The sequence below is a fragment of the Streptomyces sp. CB02959 genome, from assembly GCF_002803155.1.
Classification (GTDB): Bacteria; Actinomycetota; Actinomycetes; order Streptomycetales; family Streptomycetaceae; genus Streptomyces.
In genome coordinates this window covers 143,091-164,940 of record NZ_NNBP01000022.1, presented here as the reverse complement: position 1 = coordinate 164,940, position 21,850 = coordinate 143,091, and the positions used below count along the sequence as shown (strand labels likewise).

The window sequence follows — 21,850 nt, the reverse complement described above, 5'->3', positions numbered from 1 at the left end:
GGGGAGGGGGCAGGGGACATGTCAAAGAGCAAGGGGCCCTGCGGCGGCCGGGCCCCTCCTGAAGGGTGCGGCTACGCGTCCCCGACCAGCGGTTTCGCCATGCAGCGGCTCGATTCGTAGGTCCGGTAGTGGCCGAACTTCGCCACGAGTGCGTAGCCGCTGGACGCGTACAGGGCGAGCGCTTCGGGCTGCTCGGTGCCGGTCTCCAACACCATGCGGAGGCGGCCCGCGGCCCGGGCGTCGGTCTCCAGCGCGGCCAGGATCAGTCGGGCCAGACCGCGGCCACGGGCCGTCGGCACCACGAACATCCGCTTGATCTCCGCGTCGCCGGCGGCGTACCCGGAGGCGGTGTCGTCCTGGACCCGCCAGCCGCCGGTGGCCAGCGGCCGGCCGTCCTCGTAGGCGATCAGGTACAGGCCGTGCGGCGGCAGGAACATCTCCGGCGCCAGCGGGGTCACGTCCCCGTCGCCGCCGTACCGCCGGACGTACTCCTGCTGGACCTCTTCGTCGAGCCGGAGCGCGTCGGGGTGGTCGTAGCGGACGGGGCGTATCTCCATTCCAGGAAGCGTACGGAAGTGCGGGGGAAGGCGGAAGCGGCGCTTCGGCCGGGCGGCCGGTCAGGGCGAGGGGGCGCGGTGGAGCCCGTCTGACCTGGGGAAACGCGAGGCGCCCCCGCCGGGAGGTCCCTGGCGGGGGCGTAGTCGCGTTCCGTGGTGTCAGCTGTGCGTCTGCTTCGCCAGCGCCACGAGGTCGGCGAATGCCTGTGGGGTGAGGTGCAGGTGCGGGCCGTCCGGGTTCTTGGAGTCGCGGACGGGGACCATGCCGCGGGTGGCTACGAGGTTGGTGGCGACCTCGATGCACTGGCCGCCGTTGCCACTGTAGGAGGACGTGAACCAGCGGGGGGATTCGGTCGTCACGGGGAACCCTTTCGAAGCTGATCGATCAAGGCCACGGATGCCGCTTGGGGGAGTGGTCGTGGTCAGCTCTGGAACTTGGCGAAGTCGACCAGTTCCGCCCATGCGTCGACGGAGAGGGTCAGGTGCGGCCCGGTGGGGGTCTTGCTGTCCCGGACCAGGACTTCACCGGCGGCCGCTGCGTGCTCCGGCACCCACTCGATGCACTGGCCGCCGTTGTTGCTGTAGGAGGACGCGATCCAGCGGGGGGAGTCTGTGGTCACGGGGTGCCCTTTCGAAGCTGATCGGCCAAGGCCATGGATGCTGCTTGCGAGCGTGCTTCGGACTGCAACTGAGGGTAGGCCCGAAACGCGACGGGGCGCCCCCGTCGGAAGAGCCTTGGCGGGGGCGTCGTCGCCTCCACAGTCGCGAGCGGGAAACGCGGGAAGGGGGCTGTGGTCAGCCGTGCGCTTTGGCGAAGGCGACCAGTCCGGCGAAGGCATTGCCGGACAGATTCAGATGGGGGCCGTTCGGAACCTTGCGGTCACGGACGAGAAAATCACCTGTGGCCACCGCGTGCGCCGGTGCCCACTCGATGCAGTTGCCGCCGTTGCTGCTGTAGCTGCTCTTGGCCCAGCAGGGGGTTTCGGTCGTCACGGGGTGCCCTTTCGTAATGTGCTGATCACGGCCACAGATGCCGCCTGCGGAAACGTGAGGCGCCCCCACCGGGAGAGGGGATTCCGGGCGGGGGCGTCGTCGTGTGCGGTGGACTCAGCCGTCGGTCTGCTTCGCCAGCGCGACGAGGCCGGCGAACGCCTGTGGGGTGAGGTGCAGGTGCGGGCCGTCCGGGTTCTTGGAGTCGCGGACGGGGACCATGCCGCGGGTGGCGGCGAGGTTGGTGGCGACCTCGATGCAGTCGCCGCCGTTGTTGCTGTAGGAGGACGTGAACCAGCGGGGAGAAGTCGTCACGGGGAGCCCTTTCGTACCTGCTCGATCATGGCCACCGATGCCGCCTGGGACATAGCTTCGGCCTGTAGCTGATGGTAAGCGTTCAGCACAGGCACCACGGAGGTGCTGTCTCGGTCGAGATTTCCCTGCGCTTGCGATTCGGCGTAGCAGATCACTGAGCGGTCCGGCAGTGTCAGCAAGTTGACTGGCAGGTCAAAGGTCCGACGCTCTCCTATCTCGTAAGGAGCCACCTGCAACAGTGTGTTGGGCAACCCGGCGAACTCAACCAGGTGCGCCAACTGATCGTTCATCACCCGAGGCCCGCCGATGGGCCGACGAATGCAGCTTTCATCCATGGTCACAAACATCATGGGGGGCCGATGTCGCCTCAGTGCCGCTTGCCGGTCTGCCAGGAACGAGACGCGCTCCTCTGCCTGTTCGAGAGTGATGGCACCCCGCCGCATGGCGCTCTCTGCCAGCACGCGGGCGTACTCAGGCGTCTGCAACAAGCCTGGGATGATCCCGATGTTGTACAGGCGGATCTCTACTGCCCGGCCCTCGTATTTGACGTACTCCGGGAAGCCTTCCAGCAAGCCACCGTGTGTGATCTCGCGGCACTGGCGCTCGAAGGAGTCCCTTGCGCCTTCGGTGCCGAAGGCTCTGTCTGCGCTACGCGAGAAACGGAGGGTTGGAGGCTTCCGACCGTTTTCGACGGCTGAAACGTGGACGCTGGAATAGTCCATGCGCTGAGCGAGGTCATCTTGCGTCCAGCCGCGCGACTCTCGGGCGCTGCGTAAATGTGCTCCGTAGGCCGCCTGTGGTGAGGCGTCCGGGTTCAACTCGTTCTTGTTCAAGGGGTGTTCAACGACCTTCCGTCCCGTAGTGACAAGTTGAATGCTCCCCAGGCGCGGTCCACTCTGAACCTCCCCAGTAGCGAAGCCGCTACGGAGAGCAAGGAGGGCTCGATGGCCAGTCCTGCCCGTACGCCCTACTCGGCGTGCGCTGACGAAGGAGCGCAACTCGATGCCGCGCTGAAAGCGGTGGGGATCGACGCCCCGCCCAGCACGGTGTCCGTGACGGAGGACGGGGGCGTCAGGGTGTCCCGGGTGGCCCCGCCGCTGCTCACGCCCAGCCAGACCGCTCGGCTGGCCCGCATCGTGCGGGCGGCGCGGGCGGGCGACGGGCGGCCGGACGATCTGAGCGTGAGGAACGCGGACCAGACCAGGCGGTCGCTGGGGCCGAACGCGGGCAAGCGGACTGACGGAAGCGGCAGGCCGTGCAGCGCCTACTAGGGCGCCTGCTCGCAGCTCAGCGGGAGACCGCGCCATGGCCGGCGACGACCGGCGACGACCTTCCGGTGCGCTGTCCGTTCGGCGGGCACGACATGGCCTTGTGGGCCCCCGCGGTGTATCGGTGCGACGAACACGGCGCGACGCTCGTCGTCCGGTCTCCCGGACCGCCCGCCTAAATCCAGTCCCGGACATCAACCGGATATCAAGCAGAAGGAGAAACCCGTGTTCATGGCTCTCAGTGCCGACGGCGGCGACAAGCTTCCCGGCGAGCCGTACCCCGGCCCCCACCAGCCGCCGACTCCCGACGGCGGCCCCGGCGTCCCCAACCCGCCCAAGGCCGACTGAACATGGCCGACACACACCAGGAGCGCCCCAGCCATGCCGGGCTGGGGCGCGCCCTCATGTCCGGCGGTGCCCTCTCCTCCGACTGGGCCCCCGCCTATGCCGCCGTACCGCGCGCGGCGTTCCTGCCGGACCTCATGTGGCCTTGGGACATGCGGGCCGGGAAGAGCGTGCCCGTCTCCCGGGCGGACGATCCGGAAGCCTGGCGGGCTTACGCGGAGTCCGACTGCCCGATCGTGACGCAGTGGGACGACGGCGACCACACGGGCACCGAACCCGGGCAGGTCTCCACCAGCTCGGCGTCGATGCCGTCGGTGGTGTTCCGCATGCTCCGGGACCTCGATGTTCGCCGCGGGCACCGGGTCCTGGAGATCGGGACCGGAACCGGCTGGAACGCGGGTCTGCTGGCCCACCGCGTGGGGCCGGCGAACGTGGTCTCGGTGGAGGTGGACGGGGCCGTGGCGACCGCCGCGCGGGGGGCGTTGGAGCGGTTCGGCGCCCCGGTCGAGGTGGTGCACGGGGACGGGGCCGAGGGCCACCCCGCGGGGGCGCCGTACGATCGCGTCCTCGCAACCTGCGGCCTGCGGACCATCCCGTATGCCTGGGTGACGCAGGTCCGGCCGGGCGGTCTCGTCGTGAGCCCCTGGGGCACCCACTACGGCAACGGTGACGCGGTGGCCCGGCTGGTCGTGAGCGACGACGGCAGGAGCGCGTCCGGCCGGTTCACCGGCCCTGTGGAGTTCATGAAGCTCCGGGCGCACCGTCCGCCGCAGGTCGCCCACCGGGAATACGTACCGGGCAGCGTGGCCGACGGCGACGAGACCTCCACCGCCGTCACGGAGGACGAGTTCGTCGGGGGTCCGTTCAGCGCGCTTCGTTTCGTTCTGGGGCTGCGCGTACCGCGTTGCCTCCAAGTGGTCGCGGATAAGCGGGAGGGCGCCCGGCCGGTCTGGCTGTACGGGCTGGGGGACCGGTCCTGGGCCTGCGTGCAGTTCCGCGAGGGCGGAGCCGCGCGGGTCTGGCAGCACGGCGACCGTCGGCTCTGGGACGAGGCGGAGGCCGCTTACCGGTGGTGGACGGAACGCGGCCGGCCCGAGCATGACCGCTTCGGGCTGACCGCCGACGCCGACGGCGAACGGGCGTGGCTGGACCATCCGGGGAATGCCTGGCGGCTCCGGGTACCTGGCGCAAGCAGGCCCTGAGGGGCAGGTCGGAGGTATCGCCACGGGGGAGGCCGTACGTGCCGGGTAGGGTGCCGGGATGCTGACCGTGACCTCTGTGAACGTGAATGGGCTGCGGGCCGCGGCCAAGAAGGGCTTCGTGCCGTGGCTGGCCGGGACCGACGCCGATGTGCTGTGCCTCCAGGAGGTGCGGGCCGAGACCGCTCAGCTGCCGGCTGAGGTGCGGGAGCCGGCCGGCTGGCACGTGGTGCACGCGCCGGCCGCCGCCAAGGGGCGGGCCGGTGTCTCGCTCTACACGCGGCGGGAGCCGGAGCGGGTGCAGGTGGGCTTCGGGTCGGCGGAGTTCGACGACAGCGGGCGGTACGTGGAAGCCGATCTGCCCGGGGTGACGGTGGCCAGCCTCTACCTGCCGTCCGGCGAGGTCGGCACCGAGCGGCAGGACGAGAAGGAACGCTTCATGGCGGAGTTCCTGCCGTACCTCGTCGGGCTGCGCGAGCGGGCGAAGGCGGACGGCCGCGAGGTGGTCGTCTGCGGCGACTGGAACATCGCCCACCAGGAGGCCGACCTCAAGAACTGGAAGGCCAACCAGAAGAAGTCCGGCTTCCTGCCGGAGGAGCGGGCCTGGCTGTCCGAGGTGCTGGACGCGGACCGGGGCGGCTACGTGGACGTCGTCCGGGCCCTGCACCCGGACACCGAGGGCCCGTACTCGTGGTGGTCCTACCGCGGGCGCGCCTTCGACAACGACGCCGGGTGGCGGATCGACTACCACCTGTCCACGCCGGGTCTGGCGGCCCGTGCCGTCAAGGCGTCCGTGGAGCGGGCGGCGGCGTACGACCAGCGGTGGAGCGACCATGCGCCGGTGACGGTGGTGTACGGGGCGTAGCCGCCCGGCGCCGCCTCGTGCGTTCCCGTCCGCGGGGTCCGGCCTCCCGGGGGTTCAGTCCTCCTGGGGGGCCGGTCGCTCGTGGTGCGCGGGCCGCTCGGGGCCGGGGGGCCGGGGGGTGGCGGCCCCGCCGTTGAGGAGGTTCTCCAGTTCCGTGCGGATGCGGCGGTCCATGGCCATCGAGAGCTCGGCCTCGACGACGCCCTTGGCGAGCGGGCGGAGGTTCTCGACGCTCTCGGTGGCCTGGGGGAGGTCCTGGAGCGTGGGGACGAGGTGGGTGCGGATGAGGGTGGTGAAGATGTCGGCGAGGGCGTCGGCGTGCGCGCGGACCCGGCCGCCGGCCTCCAGGACGGCGGCCAGCGGGACGCCCTGGGCGATGAGGCTGGTGGAGACGTCCAGCAGGCGCCGGCTGATGTGCACGAACTCGTCGCCGTCCACGGCGAGGTAGCCCAGGGCGAGCGAGGCGGTGAGGTTCGCCGGGGTGACCTCGCCGCTGAAGTGGTCGGCCAGTTCCTCGGGGGTGAGGCGGACCGGGGTCTCCTCGGACCAGGGGGTCAGCAGAGGGCTGGGGAGGCCGAGGAGTTCGCCGACGTCCCGGCCGGTCTCGAAGGCGCTGAGGAGTTCGGCGATCCCGCCGAGGGTGTGCCCGCGCTCCAGGAGGGCGGCGATGGTGCGCAGGCGGGCGAGGTGGTGCTCGTTGTACCAGGCGATCCGGCCTTCCCGGCGGGGCGGCGGGATGAGCTTGCGCTCGCGGTAGAACCGCAGGGTGCGGACGGTGATGCCGGCCTCCCGGGCCAGGTCGGCCATGCGGAACTCGCGTTCCTTCGGGGGGTTTTCGGAGGATGCGGGAGAGGTGTCCGCCGCGTTTCCGCGGGACTCCGCGTTGCTGGGGGTCTGCGCTGCCGCCTGGTCTGCCACGGGGTCAGCCTATGCGGGCCGGCTCCGCGGGGTGTCCTCCGTGACCGGAGGTAACTTCCTGCCGCCGAACCCCTACCGCTCGGTACGGGACTGTCCTACGCTCCAACCGTGCCAATCGTGCCAGTGATTGCTGGCGCGATTGCGGGACGGTGGAGCGTCGACTTCGAGAGGTGGCGGCATGGCCGACGACGGGCAGCGGCATGTGCGAGTGGCGGTGATCGGATCGGGGTTCGGCGGCCTGGGCGCCGCCGTACGGCTACGGCGCGCCGGGATCACCGACTTCGTGGTCCTGGAGCGGGCGGACTCGGTGGGGGGCACCTGGCGGGACAACAGCTATCCGGGGTGCGCCTGCGACGTGCCCTCGCACCTGTACTCGTTCTCCTTCGCGCCCAATCCGGAATGGCCGCGCAACTTCAGCGGGCAGCGGCACATCCGGGCGTACCTGGAGCGGGTGGCGGACACGTTCGGGCTGCGGCCGCACCTCCGCTTCAACGCCGAGGTGCGCCAACTGCGGTGGAACACCCAGGAGTTGTGGTGGGAGATCGACACCGCGCAGGGGCCGCTCACCGCCGACGTGGTGGTGTCGGCCACCGGTCCGCTCTCCGATCCGCAGATCCCCGACATCCCCGGCCTCGCGGACTTCCCCGGCAAGGTCTTCCACTCGTCGCGCTGGGACCACGACTACGACCTGCGGGGCAAGCGGGTCGCCATGGTCGGCACCGGGGCCTCCGCGATCCAGATCGTGCCGGCGATCCAGCCGCAGGTCGGCGCGTTGACGGTGTTCCAGCGGACCCCGCCGTGGGTGATGCCGCGGGCCGACCGGCGGATCACCGGGGTGGAGCGGTGGCTGCACACCAAGGTGCCCGCCACCCGCCAGCTGCGTCGCCAACTCCTGTGGGGCATAAGGGAGTTGCAGGTCAGCGCGTTCACCAAGCGGCCCGGTGAGCTGGGGCTGGTCGAGACCCTGGCCAAGTCGCACCTGCGCAAGGCGATCAAGGACCCGGCGTTGCAGGCCCGGCTGACCCCCGACTACCGCATCGGCTGCAAGCGGATCCTGCTGTCGAACACCTGGTACCCGGCGCTGGCCCGGCCCAACGTGGACGTGGTGACCTCCGGACTGCGCGAGATCCGGGGCAACGTCCTGGTCGCGGCGGACGGCAGCGAGGCCGAGGTGGACGCGGTCATCTTCGGGACCGGCTTCCACGTCACGGACATGCCGATCGCCCAGCGGGTCGTCGGGGCCCACGGCACCACCCTCGCCGAGGAGTGGAAGGACGGCATGGAGGGGCTGCGCGGCACCAGCGCGGCCGGTTTCCCCAACTTCCTCACCATCATCGGGCCCAACACCGGCCTCGGGAACAGCTCGATGATCCTGATGATCGAGTCGCAGCTGAACTACCTCGTCGACTTCATGCGCCAGCTGGACGTGCTCGGCGACCGGATCGCCCTGGACGCCCGCCGGTCCGCCGTCGACGCGTGGACCCGCACCGTCCAGCAGCGGATGACGCGCACGGTCTGGAACACCGGCGGCTGCGACAGCTGGTACCTCGACGCCAACGGGCGGAACACCACCGCCTGGCCCGGCACCACCGCGGAGTTCCGCCGGCAGACCCGGCAGGTGGACCTCGCCGAGTACCAGGTGATCCGGCCCCCGAAGAGGGAACCCGACGGCGAACCGGCCCAGGCCGGCACCGGCCGGGCGGCCACCGAGGAGGTGGCGGCGTGAAGCGGCCGGCACACCTCACCCGGGGCCGCTACGCCCCGCCGGTGCCCCGTAGGGCGCTGGACGTCACCTCCGCCGACGGGTCCCGGCTGCACGCCGAGCTGCACGGGCCCGAGGGCGCCCCGACGGTGGTCCTGGCGCACGGCTGGACCTGCTCGACCGCCTTCTGGGCGCCGGTCGTCCGGGAACTGGCCGACACCCACCAGGTGGTGGTCTACGACCAGCGGGGGCACGGGCGCAGCCCGGCCGTCCCGCCCGCCGGCCACAGCACCCGCGCGCTCGCCGACGACCTGGTCGCCGTCCTGGAGCAGACCCTCGCTCCCGGTGAACGGGCCGTCATCGGCGGGCACTCCATGGGCGGCATGACGATCATGGCCGCCGCCGAGCGGCCCGAGCTGCGCGCCCGCGCCGCGGCGGCCCTGCTGTGCAGCACCGGCAGCGCCGACCTGGCCGCCGAGTCCCGGGTGTTCCCGCTGCCCACCCCCGGCGGCCGCCGCCTGGCGCACCGGCTGCTGCTGGGCTCCCGCGCCCCGCTCGGCCCGGTCTCCCCGCCCGCCAAGTGGGCCCTGCGGTACGCCACGATGGGCGCCGGATCGAGCGCCGAGCAGATCGAGGCGTGCGCGCGGATCGTGCACGCCTGCCCGCCGGGCGTCCGCGCCCGCTGGGGCCATGTGCTGTACGAGCTCCAACTCACCCGTGGTGTCAGCCGGTTGGAGGTGCCGACCGCGGTCCTCGCGGGCACCGCGGACCGGCTCACCCCCCTCGTGCACGCCCGCCGGCTGGCCTCCGTCCTCCCGCAGTGCGCGGGGCTGACCGAACTTCCCGGGCTCGGCCACATGACCCCGATCGAGGACCCGGACGCGGTCGCCGGGTGCCTGCGGGAACTCGTCCGCGACCATCTGGCCACCGCCCCGGCCCCCCGGGGCGCGCGGTCGGCCCGGCAGAAGAAGGAGAAGACGGCGTGAACGGAAGCAAGCTCGACGGCCAGGTCGTGGTCGTCACCGGCGCGGCGCGCGGCGTCGGCGCACTGCTGGCGCGCAAGCTGTCGGCGCGCGGGGCGACCCTGGCGCTGGTCGGCCTGGAGCCCGACGAACTGCGCGAGGTCGCGGCCTCGTTGCACGGACCGGCCCACCACTGGCACGCCGACGTCACCGACCACGAGGCGATGGCCGCGGTCGCCGAGGAGGTCAAGCTCCGCTTCGGCAAGGTCGACGTGGTGGTCGCCAACGCCGGGGTGGCGACCGGCGGTCCGCTCCTGGACTCCGACCCGGTGGCCTGGCGGCGGGTCATCGAGGTCAACCTGATCGGCGGCGCGGTCACCGCGCGGGCGTTCCTGCCGGTGCTGATGGCGTCCCGCGGCTACTTCCTCCAGATCGCCTCGCTCGCCGCGCTCACGCCGGCGCCGATGATGAGCGCGTACTGCGCCTCCAAGTCGGGTGTGGAGGCGTTCGCGCACAGCCTGCGCGCGGAGGTCGGCTTCAAGGGCGTCCGGGTCGGGGTGGGGTACCTGAGCTGGACCGACACCGACATGGTGCGGGGCGCCGACCGGGAGGACCTGATGCGGGAGTTGAGGTCCCGGCTGCCCTGGCCGTCCAACAAGACCTATCCGCTGGGCCCCGCCGTGGACCGCATCGTGGCCGGCATCGAGCGCCGCTCCCCGCACGTCTACGGGCAGTGGTGGCTGCGCGGCATGCAGTCGGTGCGCGGTTATCTGCCGTCGCTCATCGGGACGGTGGGGCAGCGCGAGATGCGGCGGTTCGGGGACCGGCTCGACGGGTTCCGGCCCGGGCTGGTCGGCGCGGGCGGCGAGGCGGACGAGAAGGCCCGGCTGAACGGGTAGCGGGGCTGGGGGCGGCGGCCCGGGCGGGCCCGGAGCCGGCCACGGAGAGTGCCCGATTGTGATCGAAATGCGACGGATGTCGGTTCGTGTCACGCTTATCGAGCCCGATCCCCAACACCCCCACAGGAGTGAACAGCATGGGCATCGAAGACCAGTTCAAGGACAAGGCGCAGCAGCTCAAGGACGAGGCCAAGCGGCGGGCCCAGCAGGGCCAGGAGCGCGGCAAGCAGTCCCCGGAGCGCGGCAAGCAGTCCCCGGAGCGCGGCCAGCAGGCGCGCGAGCGCGGCCAGCGGGCGCTGGACGACGTCGAGGACCGTTACCAGAGCTGACGCCCTGGCGTCCGGAGTGACGGGCGTTTGACGTCCTGAACGCGGGTCGTTCGTCCTTTCGCGGAGAGGCGCATCCGGAGAACCCGGGTGCGCCTTTTCGGTGTCCGTCTTTTCCGGTGTGCCGTCCGGCGGGGCGCTCCCGTCGGACCCGACCTCGGCCGGGCCCAACGGGAGCGCCCCGCCCGGCGGTTGGGAGTGGTGCGGTGCCGCGCCGTTACGCGGTGCCGCGCGGCGGGAGCGGGGGCCGCCGCCGGTCCGGGACGTCGGAGAGGTCCGGCGGGGCCGCCGCGGGATGGCGGTCCAAGAGTTCCAGTGCGGTGCGCACCGCGACGCCGAGCTGCGGGTGCCGGCCCTCCGCCCAGTGCAGCGGCGAGCGCAGCGCCTCGATGTCGACCTCGACGCCGTGGTTCTCCACGCCCCAGCCGTAGAGGTGGAACCACGCGGCGTTCATCGGGACGGTGATCTGGGTGCCGTCGCCGAGCCGGTGCCGGCCGGTCATGCCGACCACTCCGCCCCAGGTCCGGGTGCCGACCACCGGCCCGATTCCCTGGAGCTTGAACGCCGCGGTGATCATGTCCCCGTCGGACGAGGTCATCTCGTCGGCGAGCGCGACCACCGGACCGCGCGGCGCGTTGCTGGTGTACGACACCGGCTCGGCGTCCCGGGTCAGGTCCCAGCCCATGATGGTCCGGGTCAGCTTCTCGATGACCAGCTCGGAGATGTTGCCGCCGGCGTTGCCGCGGACGTCCACGACCAGTGCGGGCATCGCGACCTCCCGCCGCAGGTCGCGGTTGAACTGCGCCCAGCCCGAACCGCCCATGTCGGGGATGTGCAGATAGCCGCACCGGCCGTCGCTCAACGTCCGCACCACGGCCCGCCGTTTGGCCACCCAGTCCTGGTAGCGCAGCGGCCGCTCGTCGATCAGCGGGACCACCGCGACCCGCCGGGCGTGGCCGTTGCCCGCGCCCTCCGGCGGGGCGAAGGTCAGCTCCACGGTCGTCCCGCCGGCCGCGGCCAGCAGCGGGTACGGGCCGGTCACCGGGTCCACGGGGCGCCCGTCGACGTGGGTGAGCGCGCTGCCGTCGCGGATGCCCGTACCGGCCAGTGGCGAACGGGCCTTGGAGTCCGAGGACTCGCCGGGCAGGATCCGCTTGACCACCCAGTGGCCGTCCCTGCGCACGAAGTTGGCGCCGAGCAGCCCGATCGGGCGCTGGTAGTGCGGCGGTCCCTCGTTGCGGCGGGCGCCGGTGACGTAGGCGTGCGAGGTGCCCAGCTCGCCCAGCACCTCGCGCAGCAGGTCGGCGAACTCGTCGGGGCTGGCGACCCGTTCCAGCAGCGGCCGGTACTGCGCCAGCACGTCCTCCCAGTCGATCCCGGACAGCTTCGGGTCCCAGAAGTACGCCCGGACGATCCGGCCCGCCTCGTCGAACGCCTGCCGCCACTCCGCCTCCGGATCCACGTCGTGCAGGATCCGCCGCAGGTCCAGGTAGACGGTGCTGTCGCTGTCCGCCGGCTCGGTCGCGGGCACCGCGCGCAGCTCGCCCTCGTCGTTGACGACCAGCCGGGTGCCGTCGCCGCTGAGCGCGAACCCGTCCAGGGAGCTGGTGAGTTCGGTGCGCCGGGCCTTGGTCAGGTCGAAGTGCTCCAGGGTGGGGCGGCCGGAGGTGTCGGCCGGGTTGGCGAAGGTCTCGCCCAGCGCGCCGGAGATCGGCCAGCGCAGCCACACCAGGCCGCCGCCGCCGACCGGCCGGAGCGAGGAGTACTTGGACGCGGAGACCGGGAACGGCGTGACGCGGCTCGCCAGCCCCTCCACCTCCACCAGCACCGGACCCTCCCCGGTTGGGGGGTTCTCGTCCGGGTCCAGCCCGCCGGCCGCCGGCCGCCCCTCCGGGGACAGCGCGAACGGGGACGGCGTCGCCGACGACAGCGGCACGAGGTAGGGGCGGCAGCCCAGCGGGAACGACAGGTCGCCGGTGTGCACGTCGTAGACCGGGTCGAAACCGCGCCAGGACAGGAAGGCGAGGTACCGGCCGTCCCGGGTGAACACCGGCTGCTCGTCCTCGAAGCGGCCGTTGGTGACCTCGACGATGTGCCCGTCGGACAGCCGGGCCATCTTGATCATCCGCAGTGTGCGGCCGATGCCCGGGTGCGACCAGGTCAGCCAGCGGGAGTCGGGGGAGAAGGCCAGATCGCGGACCGGGCCGTTGCGGGACCGGGTCACCTCGGTGACCACCTGGGCAGGTCCGCGGTCCGAGCCGCCGTCCGTTCCGCCGTCCGTTTCGCCGCCGGGGCCGGCCGCACCCTCCGCGGCCTCCTCCTGCGCACCGGCCGCCCCCGGCGTGCCGGTCTCCACCAGCAGCAGCCGCCCGTCGTGGGTGGCCACCGCCAGCCGCTCGCCGTCCGGCGCGGAGACCAGTTCGTGCACCCGGCCCACCGCCCCGGCCGCCACCCGGCGCGGGGTGCCCGGACCGCTGGCCCGCGGCAGGTTGGTGATCTCGACGGCGTCCTCGCCCTCGGCGTCCGTCACATACGCGATCCGCCCGGTGGCGCCCAGCATCACCGGCAGCCGCACCCGCACCCCCGGGGTGTCGTGGATGGTCCGGGCCGGGCCGTCGCGGTGGGTGAGCCAGTACAGACTGCCGCGGACGCCGACCGCGCTGGCCCGCCCGGTGGCGTCCACCGCCAGGCCGGTGACGTGCGAGGCGGCCGGCACCTGGTAGCTGCGGCGGCCGGCCCGCGGACCGCCCAGCCGCACCGCGAGCTTCCGCGGCACCGCGTCCGGGGCCAGGTCGTCGATCAGCCACAGGTCGCCGGCGCACTGGTAGACGATCCGGGAGCCGTCGGTCGAGGCGTGCCGGGCGTAGAAGTCGGGGTGGTCGCTGTGCCGGCGCAGATCCGTGCCGTCGGGGCGGCACGAGTAGACGTTGCCGACGCCCTCGTGGTCGGAGAGGAAGGCGATCCGGCCGGCGGTGAACATCACCGCGTCCAGATGCCCGCGCAGATCCGGCAGCAGCCGGGTGCCGTGCAGCCACATCCGCCCCATCGCCCCGCCCCGGTACCGCTTCCAGGACGCCGGCTCGTGCGGCGGTTTGCCGCTGAGCAGCAGGGTCCGCCGCTCCCCGTCGAGGTCGGCCAGCGCGATGTCGGCGACCGGCCCCCAGGGCAGCTGGCCGCCGGGGCTCCCGTCGGTGGGCAGGCTGTACGCCCACGAGTAGTACGAGAACGGCTGGCCGTGCGAGGACACCGCGAGGATCTGCGACTGCCCCTCGTGGTCCGGCGGCGTCCAGCCGCAGACCCGGGCGTCGGTACTGCCCCAGTACGTCAGCCGCCGGGCCGGGCCGCCCTCCACGGACACCAGGTGGACCTCCGGGTCCAGGCTGCGCCAGCTGGTGAAGGCGATCCGCGTGCCGTCGGGGGAGAACCGCGGATGCCCGACCCGGGTCCGGTCCACGGTCAGCCGCCAGGCCCGGCCCGGCTCCGCCCCGTCCGGCGCGAGCGGCGCCAGCCACAGGTCGTCCTCGGCGGCGAAGCACAGCAGGTCGCCGTGGAGGTGCGGATACCGCAGATACGACCCGGGTGGTCGGCCGGGCCCGGTCGGCACGCGGCGCAGCCGGCCGCGCGGGGCGGCCCCTTCCGCGGCGTCCGCGGGTTGCGCGTCGTTCGGCCCCGGGAGCGGCCCGGCGGCCTCGGGTGCATCGCTCACGCCCCCATGGTTTCGGCGCCGCGGGCGGGCGGCAACTCGGCCTGTCCGGACGGCCCCGCTCCGCCCCGCCCGCGCCCCGCCCGCGAACCGAGGACGGTCACGTGCGGCCGGTGTCGAACGGCAGCGACGCGTACCGCCGCACGTAGTGGCCGCCCGCGAAGGTGCCGCCGGCCGCGTCCACCGCGAAGTCCGGGAAGCGGGCCAGGAGTTCCTCCAGCGCGATCCGGGCGACCAGCCGGGCCGCGGCGGCCCCCAGGCAGTGGTGCGGGCCGTGGGTGAAGGCGAGGTGCTGGGGCCCGTCCCGGGTGATGTCCAGGCGGTCGGCGTCCGGGCCGAACGCGCGGGGGTCGCGGTTGGCGGCGCCGTACAGCAGCAGCACCTTGCGGCCGGCCGGGACGGTGCGGCCGTGCAGCGTGGTGTCGGCGGTGACGGTGCGGGCCAGGCACTGGACCGGGGAGGTCAGCCGGAGCAGTTCCTCGACGGCGGCCGGCAGCCGGGCGGGCGTGTCGAGCAGGGTGCGGCGCTGGCCCGGGTCGGCGGCGAGGAGTTCCGCGGCACCGCCCAGCAGGCCGGTGGTGGTGTCGTTGCCGCCGGCGACCATGGTGAAGGCGAAGCCGAGGATCCGCAGCAGCGCGGTGTCGTCGCCCGGCGGCAGCAGCCGGACCAGGTCGGAGACGGTGTCGTCGGCCGGTTCGGCGCGCCGCCGCTCGACCAGTTCCGCGAAGTAGCCGAACAGCCCGCCCACCGCCTCGGTCGCGGTCAGCGGGTCGCCCAGCGCGTTGGCCTCCACGATGGCCTGCGTCCAGCCGTCGAAGCGGGACCGGTCCGCCTCCGGCACCCCGAGGTAGCGGCCGACGACGAAGCTGGGCAGCGGCTTGAACAGCTCCGCGACGATGTCGCAGCCGCCGCGCAGACCGGCGATGCGGTCCAGCCGGGCCCGGACGAAGGCGCGCACGTCCGGCTCGATGGCGGTCACCCGGCGCGGGGTGTAGCCGCGGGTGATCAGCCGCCGGAAGTCGGTGTGCTCGGGCGGGTCCAGCATCACCATCGGGGCGGCGTCGGTGATGCCGAGCCGCTCCCGCTCGCCGTAGACGAAGGTGAGGCCGCCGGCGGAGGAGAACCGCGCGGTGTCGCGGGCGGCCGCGAGCACGTCCGCGTAGCGGGAGAGGACCCAGTAGTCGCCGTCGGCGACATGGTGCAGGGGACGGGAGTCCCGCAGGGCCGCGTACATCTCCCACGGGGCGCGCCAGCTCTCCCCGGCGCACGGGGTGAACCCGGCGGGACCGGAGGGCGGGGCCTGGGGTGCTTCCTGGGCTGCCATGGCCGGGAGGGTGGGGGAGCGGGGCGCAGGAGTCAATGGCGACGCGGGGGCGGACGGGGGTGCGCGGGCGGCGGGCGGGACGGCCCGCATCGCGGGCGCTCTTGCAACTTAGTTGCAGGACCCACATCATCGTCGGGTTGCAGAGACGGAAGCGAAAGAAGCCTGAAGATGCACGTACCCGACGGATTCATCAACGCGCCGGTGTCGGCGGCGGCCGGTGCGGTCGCCGCGGCCGCGGTCGCGGTCAGCCTGCGCGGCGCCCGGCGTGAACTGGCGGGCACCGGGACGGGCGGCGGCACCGGCGCGGACCGCACCGCGCCGCTCGCCGGGCTGGTCGCCGCGTTCATCTTCGCCGTGCAGATGCTGAACTTCCCGGTCGCCGCGGGCACCAGCGGACACCTGCTCGGCGGCGCCCTCGCGGCGATCCTCGTCGGCCCGTACACCGGCGTGCTGTGCGTGTCCGTGGTGCTGCTGATGCAGGGCGTGCTGTTCGCCGACGGCGGGCTGACCGCACTCGGCATCAACATCTCCGACATGGCACTGACCACCACCGTCGTCGCCTACGGCGTCTTCCGCCTGCTGGTGAAGGTGCTGCCGCGCAGCCGCCGCTCGGTCACCGTCGCCTCGTTCGCCGCCGCCCTGCTCTCGGTGCCCGCCGCCGCGGTCTGCTTCACCGCCCTCTACGCCCTGGGCGGCACCACCGACGTGCCGATCGGCAAGGTCTTCACCGCCATGGTCGGGGTGCACGTACTGATCGGCATCGGCGAGGCGGTGATCACCGCACTCACCGTCGGCGCCGTGATCGCGGTCCGCCCCGACCTGGTCTACGGCGCCCGCGGCCTGGCCCGGCCGCTGGAACTGCGCACCTCCCCGCTGGCCGCGACCGCCCCGGCCGCCCCCGCCGCCGACGCCCCGGAGCCCGCCCCCGCCTCTGCCACCGCGCCCGCCGCTCCCCGCCGCTCGGCCCGCCGGCTCTGGCTCGCCGGCCTGGCCGCCGCCCTGCTGTGCGCCGGCGGCCTCAGCTACTACGCCTCCAGCAGCCCCGACGGCCTGGAGAAGGTCGCCCACGACAAGGGCCTGGACACCAGGACCGAGCAGCACGCCACCGCCGACTCCCCGCTCGCCGACTACAGCGTCAAGGACATCGCGAACCCGCGGCTGGCCGGCGGACTGGCCGGCGTCATCGGGGTCGCCGCCACGCTCGCCGTCGGCACCGGCGTCTTCGTCGTGCTGCGCCGCCGCAAGGCCGCCGCCGCGGCCCCGGCGGGCACCCCCGCCGCCGACGCCCCCGCCGAGCAGGGCTGACATGGGCGCAGGTCACGCCCACAAGCTGTACCGGGACGGCCGCTCCCCGGTCCACGCCCTCCCGGCGCACTGCAAGATCGCGGCCGTCTTCTGCTTCGTCCTGGTCGTCGTCGCCACCCCGCGCGCCGCGGTCTGGGCGTTCGCGCTGTACGCGGTGCTGCTGGCGGCGGTCGCCGCGGCCGCCCGGATCCCGGCCGGGTTCCTGCTCAAGCGGCTGCTGATCGAGGTGCCGTTCGTGGCGTTCGCGGTGCTGATGCCGTTCGTCGCCGAGGGCCCGCGCACCCACGTCCTGGGACTGGACCTGAGCGTGGGCGGCCTGTGGGGCGCCTGGAACATCCTCGCCAAGGGCACGCTGGGCGTCGCCGCCTCCGTCCTGCTGGCCGCCACCACCGAGCTCCGGCAGCTGCTGCTCGGCCTCCAGCGCCTGAAGATGCCGCCGCTGCTGGTCCAGATCGCCTCCTTCATGATCCGCTACGGCGATGTGATCACCGACGAGATGCGGCGCATGCGGATCGCCCGGCTCTCCCGCGGCTTCGAGGCCCGCGGCATCCGCCACTGGGGCGTCCTCGCCAAGTCCGCCGGCGCCCTCTTCATCCGCTCCTACGAGCGCGGCGAACGCGTCCACCTGGCCATGGTCAGCCGCGGCTACACCGGCACCATGCCCCTCCACGACGCCACCACCGCCACCCGCACCCAATGGACCCGCGCGGCCGCCCTCCCGCTCGCCGCGCTGGCCGTCTGCCTCCTGGGATGGACCCTGTGAGTACCACCGCCCCCGCCCCCTCGCTCGCCGTCGCCGGCCTCGCCTACGCCTACCCCGACGGCCACCAGGCCCTGTTCGGCGTCGACCTGACCCTCCAGCGCGGCGAACGGGTCGCCCTGCTCGGCCCCAACGGCGCCGGCAAGACCACCCTCGTCCTGCACCTCAACGGGATCCTCGAAGCCGGCGCCGGTTCGGTCACCGTCGCCGGCCTCCCGGTCGCCAAACGGCACCTCGCCGAGATCCGGCGCCGGGTCGGCATCGTCTTCCAGGACCCCGACGACCAGCTGTTCATGCCGACCGTCCGGGAGGACGTCGCCTTCGGCCCGGCCGCCGCCGGACTGCGCGGCGCCGAGCTCGACGCCCGGGTCACCGAGGCCCTGGACCGGGTCGGCATGACCGCCTTCGCCGACCGCCCGCCGCACCACCTCTCCTTCGGCCAGCGCCGCCGGGTCGCCGTCGCCACCGTCCTCGCCATGCGCCCCGAGATCCTCGTCCTCGACGAACCGTCCTCCAACCTCGACCCGGCCTCCCGCCGCGAACTCGCCGACATCCTGAGGTCGTTGGACGTCACCGTCCTGATGGTCACCCACGACCTGCCGTACGCCCTGGAGCTGTGCCCGCGGTCCGTGGTGCTCTCCGGCGGCGTGATCGTCGCCGACGGCACCACCCAGGAGCTGCTGTGCGACGAGGAGCTGATGCGCGGCCACCGCCTGGAGCTGCCGTTCGGCTTCGACCCGCGCTCGGTGACCCTCCCCGGCTGACCGGACCCGACCCGGCCCGCCCCACGGCCGGATGTGAGGAACGCCACGGCCCCGGGCCCTGGCGGCGCCCCTGGTCATGAGCATGGATCCGGCCGTTGCACCATTGATGGGTCACCAAAGCGACGGAAGAGTGGGAAGCGGGATTCAGTGGTGGACGTCCAGGGCACGGTCGAGGACGGCTTCGAGCCGGTCCGGGACGCCTTCGCAGCCAACTTCGCCGAGCGCGGCGAGCGTGGAGCGGCGGTCGCCGTCTACCGGGACGGCCGCAAGATCGTCGACCTGTGGGGCGGCACCAGGGACGGCGACGCCGAGCCCGGCGACCCCGCGGCCGCCCCCTGGGAGCCCGGCACCGCCCAGATCGTCCGCTCCGCCACCAAGGGCATCGCCGCCACCGTTCCGCTCCTGCTGCACCAGCGCGGCCAGCTCGACCTGGACGCCCCGGTCGGCACCTACTGGCCCGAGTTCAAGGCCGCCGGCAAGGACCGCGTCCTGGTCCGCCACCTCCTCGCGCACCGGGCCGGCGTACCGGCCCTGGACACCCCGCTCACCCCCGCCCAGGCCATCGACGGGCGCAGCGGCCCGGCCGCGGTCGCCGCCCAGGCCCCCGCCTGGACGCCCGGCACCGACCACGGCTACCACGCCCAGACCTACAGCTGGCTGCTGGGCGAACTGGTGCTGCGGGTCACCGGCCGCACCCTCGGCGCCTGGGTCGCCGACGAGATATCCCGGCCGCTCGACCTCGACCTGTGGATCGGCCTCCCGGACGAGGCCCGCCCCCGCGTCGGCCGCCTCGCCCCCGTCGAGGCCCCGCCCCGGCCCGCCGCCGCCGGCCTGCGGGTCCGCCCCAAGAAGGCGGTCGCCGACGCGTACGCCGACCCGGCCTCCCTGACCAGCCGCGCCTTCGGCGCGATCTCCCCGGCCCCCGACGAGAACGACGACGCCTACCGCGCCGCCGAACTCCCCGCCTCCGCCGGCATCGCCACCGCGGACGCGCTGGCCCGCGCCTACGCGGCGCTGATCGGGCCGGTCGACGGCCGCCCGCGGCTCTTCGCACCGGCGACGCTGACCCTCGCCCGCACCGAGGAGTCCGCCGGACCCGACCGCACCCTCCTCGTCAACACCCGCTTCGGCCTGGGCTTCATGCTGCACGGCCCGTCCTCCCCGCTGCTCGGCCCCGGCTCGTTCGGCCACCCCGGCCGCGGCGGCGCGCTCGCCTTCGCCGACCCGGAGAGCGGGATCGCCTTCGGCTACGTCACCAACGGCATGCAGCCGAACGTGACGGCGGACCCGCGGGCGCAGGCACTGGTCCACGCGCTGGCCGCCGTGGGCGGCTGATTTTTCCCACGTTTTCTGCTGTCCCGCCGTGGGGCTGTTGTTGTTTCGCCTTCGGCGGGAGGGGCGTTCGGGGCGGGGCCCCGGTTCGTGTGTGGTGGCGGGCCCGGGGGCTCCGGGGTGGGTTGTCGGACTGCTTCGCTTTACGTCCGACAACCCACCCCAGAGCCCCCGGACCCTCACGTATGCGGAAGGTCGCCGCCCCGGTGGGGAGTTGGGGAAGAGAAAGCCTCGGGTCGGGGGGTAGGTATCCGCCCATGAGGCGATTCGAGGGATACCGCGTACTGATCACCGGGGCCGGGCAGGGCATCGGCGAGGCCACCGCGCGGCGGCTGGCCGACGAGGGCGCCCGGGTGCTGCTCACCGACATCGACGGGCCGCGCGCCGAACGGGCCGCGCAGGCCATCCGGGCGGCCGGCGGCGCCGCCGAGGCAGGGGTCTGCGACGTCGGCGACCGGGCCGCGGTCGAGGCGTCCGTCGACCACGCGGTGGAACGCTTCGGCGGCCTGGACACCCTCGTCAACAACGCCTTCGGCTGCCACCCCGACGTCCCCCTCTTCGAGGACACCCCGGACGACACCTGGGCCGCCGACCTCGACCTCACCCTGACCGGCGCCATGCGCTGCGCGCGGGCCGCGCTGCCGCACCTGGCCGCCGCCGACGGCCGCGGCTCGATCGTCAACATCGGCTCGGTCAACGGCATCCAGGACTTCGGCAACCACGCCTACAGCGCCGCCAAGGCCGGCCTGGCCAGCCTGACCCGCACCCTCTCCGGCCACGCCGCCCCCCGAGGCGTCCGCGTCAACCTCGTCGCACCGGGCACCATCCACACCCCCAGGTGGGCCGGCCACGAGGACAAGCTGAAGCGGGTGGCGGCCCTCTACCCGCTGGGCCGGGTCGGCCGCCCCGACGACATCGCGGCCGCCGTCGCCTACCTCGCCTCCCCCGACGCCGCCTGGGTCACCGGCACGACCCTCCCCGTCGACGGCGGCATCCTGGTCGCCAACACCACAGTTCGCCAAGCCCTGCACGACGCTTGAACATTCACCCCCACCGGGGCGGGGCCCCACCCCCGAACCCCCGGACCCGCCACCACAGACAACCCGGGCCCCCGCCCCGAACCCCCCTCCCGCCGAAGGCGAAACAACAGACGCCCCACGGCGGGAAGGCCGAAAACGTAGGCCAGCCAAATCCAGGCGCAGCTAAAACCGTGGCCCCCCGGCGTCAGCCGGCCAGCATCAGGCCGATCCCCGCCACCATCAACCCCGCCGCCGCCAACCGCGGCAGCCCGAACCGCTCCTTGAAGAACAGCGTCCCGATGGCGGCCCCGACGATGATCGACGATTCGCGCAGCGCCGCGATGGGCGCCAGCGGCGCGCGGGTCTGCGCCCACAGCACCAGCCCGTACGCGAACACCGAGAGCAGCCCGCCGGCCAGCCCGCGCAGCGCGAACGGCCGGAGTTCGGCGCCGAGTCGGCCGCGCCGGGTGGCCAGTGCGTATGCCGGGATGACCAGCCCTTCGAGGATCATCAGCCAGGCGATGTAGCCCAGCGAGGTCCCCGAGGCCCGGACGCCCAGGCCGTCGACGGTGGTGTACGAGGCGATGGACAGGCCGGTGGCGAGCGCGGCCGCTATCGCCGGCCAGTGCGGGCGGGCGCCGGAGCCCCGGATGCCCCAGACCGCCAGCCCCACCAGTCCCGCGGAGGCCAGCGCGACCCCGGCCAGCGCCCAGCCGTCCGGCACCTCGTGTACGAAGACCGCGGCGAGGACGGTGACGACCAGCGGCGCGGTGCCCCGGGCGATCGGATACATCTGGCCGAAGTCGCCCAGCCGGAACGACTGCATCAGCAGCCCCTGGTAGACGATGTGCAGCACCGCGGAGCCCAGCAGGTACGGCCAGGCGGCGGCCGCCGGCAGCGGGGTGAAGCACGCCATGACGGCGCCGCACAGCGCTCCGCCGCCGCCGACCAGGGTGAAGGCCAGCAACTGGTCGCGTATCCCGTGGGCGATGGCGTTCCAGCTGGCGTGGGTGACGGCGGCCAGCAGCACGGCCGCCACGACCAGCGGCGTCACGAGGTCTGCTCGCGGACGTCTGCCGGCCGGGTCCCGGCGTGCGCGGACCGGGTCCGCGGGGCGAGCGGGAAGGCGGGGTGCGCGGCGAGGGCCTCGGCGAAGCGGGGGTGGGCCTGGGCGGTCGTGGCGGGCGGCGGGCTGTCGGTCGCGGAATCGCTCATGGCCCGCACGCTAGCGAAAGCTGTACGGGCCATGCGAACGAGATCCGGAGGCCGGACACCCCGGGTGAAGGGGGCGCCCGCG

Annotated in this window: 23 protein-coding genes; 12 read left to right on the top strand and 11 right to left on the bottom strand. The window is 73.5% G+C overall.

The genetic code is table 11. The features are described 5' to 3' along the window. Positions 1 to 71 precede the first annotated feature (71 nt). The 6 genes from CG747_RS31370 to CG747_RS31340 all read right to left on the bottom strand — a co-directional run bounded on the left by CG747_RS31370 (position 72) and on the right by CG747_RS31340 (position 2,695). Positions 72 to 557, bottom strand: a complete 486-nt coding sequence (locus CG747_RS31370) for a GNAT family N-acetyltransferase (protein WP_100605235.1) — start codon at positions 555 to 557, stop codon at positions 72 to 74. 159 nt (positions 558 to 716) lie between these two features. Next, a complete protein-coding gene (locus CG747_RS31365; protein WP_100605234.1) occupies positions 717 to 917 on the bottom strand; it encodes a DUF397 domain-containing protein in 201 nt (66 codons plus the stop codon). A 62-nt stretch (positions 918 to 979) separates the two neighbouring features. After that, the gene (locus tag CG747_RS31360) at positions 980 to 1,177 is read right to left on the bottom strand and encodes a DUF397 domain-containing protein (RefSeq protein ID WP_100605233.1); all 198 of its coding nucleotides are present in this window, start codon (positions 1,175 to 1,177) and stop codon (positions 980 to 982) included. Positions 1,178 to 1,352: 175 nt separating this feature from the next. Further along, complete coding sequence (locus CG747_RS31350; protein WP_100605232.1) at positions 1,353 to 1,550, bottom strand: DUF397 domain-containing protein; 198 nt, start codon at positions 1,548 to 1,550, stop codon at positions 1,353 to 1,355. 114 nt (positions 1,551 to 1,664) lie between these two features. Beyond that, positions 1,665 to 1,862: a DUF397 domain-containing protein gene (locus tag CG747_RS31345; protein WP_100605231.1), complete on the bottom strand. Its 198-nt coding sequence runs from the start codon at positions 1,860 to 1,862 to the stop codon at positions 1,665 to 1,667. Further along, complete coding sequence (locus CG747_RS31340) at positions 1,859 to 2,695, bottom strand: helix-turn-helix transcriptional regulator (protein ID WP_100605230.1); 837 nt, start codon at positions 2,693 to 2,695, stop codon at positions 1,859 to 1,861. Before CG747_RS31340 ends, CG747_RS31345 begins: the two co-directional genes overlap by 4 nt. 111 nt (positions 2,696 to 2,806) lie before the next feature. On the opposite strand from CG747_RS31340, the gene CG747_RS31335 reads away from it, so the two are divergent. From CG747_RS31335 to CG747_RS31325, 3 genes are all read left to right on the top strand, one after another. Further along, entirely contained in the window at positions 2,807 to 3,133 is a 327-nt protein-coding gene (locus tag CG747_RS31335; protein WP_100605229.1) for a hypothetical protein, read from the top strand. Positions 3,134 to 3,480: 347 nt separating this feature from the next. Beyond that, a complete protein-coding gene (locus tag CG747_RS31330) occupies positions 3,481 to 4,677 on the top strand; it encodes a methyltransferase domain-containing protein (protein ID WP_100605228.1) in 1,197 nt (398 codons plus the stop codon). Between the two features lie 58 nt (positions 4,678 to 4,735). Next, complete coding sequence (locus CG747_RS31325) at positions 4,736 to 5,539, top strand: exodeoxyribonuclease III (RefSeq protein ID WP_100605227.1); 804 nt, start codon at positions 4,736 to 4,738, stop codon at positions 5,537 to 5,539. Positions 5,540 to 5,593: 54 nt separating this feature from the next. Here CG747_RS31325 and CG747_RS31320 read toward each other — a convergent pair whose 3' ends face one another. Further along, complete coding sequence (locus CG747_RS31320) at positions 5,594 to 6,457, bottom strand: MerR family transcriptional regulator (protein WP_100605226.1); 864 nt, start codon at positions 6,455 to 6,457, stop codon at positions 5,594 to 5,596. Positions 6,458 to 6,635: 178 nt separating this feature from the next. Here CG747_RS31320 and CG747_RS31315 point away from each other — a divergent pair, with 178 nt between their 5' ends. The 4 genes from CG747_RS31315 (at position 6,636) to CG747_RS31300 (ending at position 10,349) form a co-directional block, all read left to right on the top strand. Next, positions 6,636 to 8,183: an NAD(P)/FAD-dependent oxidoreductase gene (locus CG747_RS31315; RefSeq protein ID WP_100605225.1), complete on the top strand. Its 1,548-nt coding sequence runs from the start codon at positions 6,636 to 6,638 to the stop codon at positions 8,181 to 8,183. Next, positions 8,180 to 9,145 carry an alpha/beta fold hydrolase gene (locus CG747_RS31310; protein WP_100605224.1) on the top strand — a complete coding sequence of 322 codons (966 nt, stop codon included), beginning with the start codon at positions 8,180 to 8,182 and terminating at the stop codon, positions 9,143 to 9,145. Before CG747_RS31315 ends, CG747_RS31310 begins: the two co-directional genes overlap by 4 nt. Next, the gene (locus CG747_RS31305; RefSeq protein WP_100605223.1) at positions 9,142 to 10,020 is read left to right on the top strand and encodes an SDR family oxidoreductase; all 879 of its coding nucleotides are present in this window, start codon (positions 9,142 to 9,144) and stop codon (positions 10,018 to 10,020) included. Before CG747_RS31310 ends, CG747_RS31305 begins: the two co-directional genes overlap by 4 nt. Positions 10,021 to 10,157: 137 nt before the next feature. Then, entirely contained in the window at positions 10,158 to 10,349 is a 192-nt protein-coding gene (locus tag CG747_RS31300) for a hypothetical protein (RefSeq protein ID WP_100605222.1), read from the top strand. A 214-nt stretch (positions 10,350 to 10,563) separates the two neighbouring features. On the opposite strand, the gene CG747_RS31295 is transcribed toward CG747_RS31300, so the two are convergent. Continuing rightward, the gene (locus CG747_RS31295; RefSeq protein ID WP_100605267.1) at positions 10,564 to 13,950 is read right to left on the bottom strand and encodes a S41 family peptidase; all 3,387 of its coding nucleotides are present in this window, start codon (positions 13,948 to 13,950) and stop codon (positions 10,564 to 10,566) included. Between the two features lie 199 nt (positions 13,951 to 14,149). After that, the gene (locus tag CG747_RS31290) at positions 14,150 to 15,373 is read right to left on the bottom strand and encodes a cytochrome P450 (RefSeq protein WP_100605221.1); all 1,224 of its coding nucleotides are present in this window, start codon (positions 15,371 to 15,373) and stop codon (positions 14,150 to 14,152) included. Positions 15,374 to 15,541: 168 nt separating this feature from the next. Here CG747_RS31290 and CG747_RS31285 point away from each other — a divergent pair, with 168 nt between their 5' ends. The 5 genes from CG747_RS31285 (at position 15,542) to CG747_RS31265 (ending at position 20,574) form a co-directional block, all read left to right on the top strand. Further along, positions 15,542 to 16,678, top strand: coding sequence for an energy-coupling factor ABC transporter permease (locus CG747_RS31285; protein ID WP_100605220.1), 1,137 nt, complete (start codon positions 15,542 to 15,544; stop codon positions 16,676 to 16,678). A gap of 1 nt (position 16,679) precedes the next feature. Further along, positions 16,680 to 17,441 carry a cobalt ECF transporter T component CbiQ gene (gene cbiQ / locus CG747_RS31280; protein ID WP_100605219.1) on the top strand — a complete coding sequence of 254 codons (762 nt, stop codon included), beginning with the start codon at positions 16,680 to 16,682 and terminating at the stop codon, positions 17,439 to 17,441. Then, positions 17,429 to 18,202 (top strand): energy-coupling factor ABC transporter ATP-binding protein, encoded by a 774-nt coding sequence (locus CG747_RS31275; RefSeq protein ID WP_100605218.1) that lies wholly within the window; start codon positions 17,429 to 17,431, stop codon positions 18,200 to 18,202. The genes cbiQ and CG747_RS31275 overlap by 13 nt, the downstream gene beginning before the upstream one ends. 147 nt (positions 18,203 to 18,349) lie before the next feature. Then, on the top strand, positions 18,350 to 19,537 hold the full coding sequence (locus tag CG747_RS31270) for a serine hydrolase domain-containing protein (RefSeq protein WP_100605217.1): 1,188 nt from the start codon (positions 18,350 to 18,352) through the stop codon (positions 19,535 to 19,537). Between the two features lie 254 nt (positions 19,538 to 19,791). Further along, entirely contained in the window at positions 19,792 to 20,574 is a 783-nt protein-coding gene (locus tag CG747_RS31265) for an SDR family NAD(P)-dependent oxidoreductase (RefSeq protein ID WP_100605216.1), read from the top strand. A 184-nt stretch (positions 20,575 to 20,758) separates the two neighbouring features. Here the strand turns inward: CG747_RS31265 and CG747_RS31260 are convergent, their stop codons facing one another. Together CG747_RS31260 and CG747_RS49915 are read right to left on the bottom strand one after the other, a co-directional pair. Continuing rightward, positions 20,759 to 21,607: a DMT family transporter gene (locus tag CG747_RS31260; protein WP_100605215.1), complete on the bottom strand. Its 849-nt coding sequence runs from the start codon at positions 21,605 to 21,607 to the stop codon at positions 20,759 to 20,761. Beyond that, positions 21,604 to 21,768: a hypothetical protein gene (locus CG747_RS49915; protein ID WP_180985772.1), complete on the bottom strand. Its 165-nt coding sequence runs from the start codon at positions 21,766 to 21,768 to the stop codon at positions 21,604 to 21,606. Before CG747_RS49915 ends, CG747_RS31260 begins: the two co-directional genes overlap by 4 nt. Positions 21,769 to 21,850: the final 82 nt, after the last annotated feature.

Excerpts from the sequence above, each read along its gene's own strand:
- CG747_RS31370 (WP_100605235.1), bottom strand. The coding sequence starts at position 557 with ATGGAGATACGCCCCGTCCGCTACGACCACCCCGACGCGCTCCGGCTC.
- CG747_RS31335 (WP_100605229.1), top strand. The coding sequence starts at position 2,807 with ATGGCCAGTCCTGCCCGTACGCCCTACTCGGCGTGCGCTGACGAAGGA.
- CG747_RS31330 (WP_100605228.1), top strand. The coding sequence starts at position 3,481 with ATGGCCGACACACACCAGGAGCGCCCCAGCCATGCCGGGCTGGGGCGC.
- CG747_RS31325 (WP_100605227.1), top strand. The coding sequence starts at position 4,736 with ATGCTGACCGTGACCTCTGTGAACGTGAATGGGCTGCGGGCCGCGGCC.
- CG747_RS31315 (WP_100605225.1), top strand. The coding sequence starts at position 6,636 with ATGGCCGACGACGGGCAGCGGCATGTGCGAGTGGCGGTGATCGGATCG.
- CG747_RS31300 (WP_100605222.1), top strand. The coding sequence starts at position 10,158 with ATGGGCATCGAAGACCAGTTCAAGGACAAGGCGCAGCAGCTCAAGGAC.
- CG747_RS31290 (WP_100605221.1), bottom strand. The coding sequence starts at position 15,373 with ATGGCAGCCCAGGAAGCACCCCAGGCCCCGCCCTCCGGTCCCGCCGGG.
- CG747_RS31285 (WP_100605220.1), top strand. The coding sequence starts at position 15,542 with ATGCACGTACCCGACGGATTCATCAACGCGCCGGTGTCGGCGGCGGCC.
- cbiQ (WP_100605219.1), top strand. The coding sequence starts at position 16,680 with ATGGGCGCAGGTCACGCCCACAAGCTGTACCGGGACGGCCGCTCCCCG.
- CG747_RS31275 (WP_100605218.1), top strand. The coding sequence starts at position 17,429 with ATGGACCCTGTGAGTACCACCGCCCCCGCCCCCTCGCTCGCCGTCGCC.
- CG747_RS31265 (WP_100605216.1), top strand. The coding sequence starts at position 19,792 with ATGAGGCGATTCGAGGGATACCGCGTACTGATCACCGGGGCCGGGCAG.
- CG747_RS49915 (WP_180985772.1), bottom strand. The coding sequence starts at position 21,768 with ATGAGCGATTCCGCGACCGACAGCCCGCCGCCCGCCACGACCGCCCAG.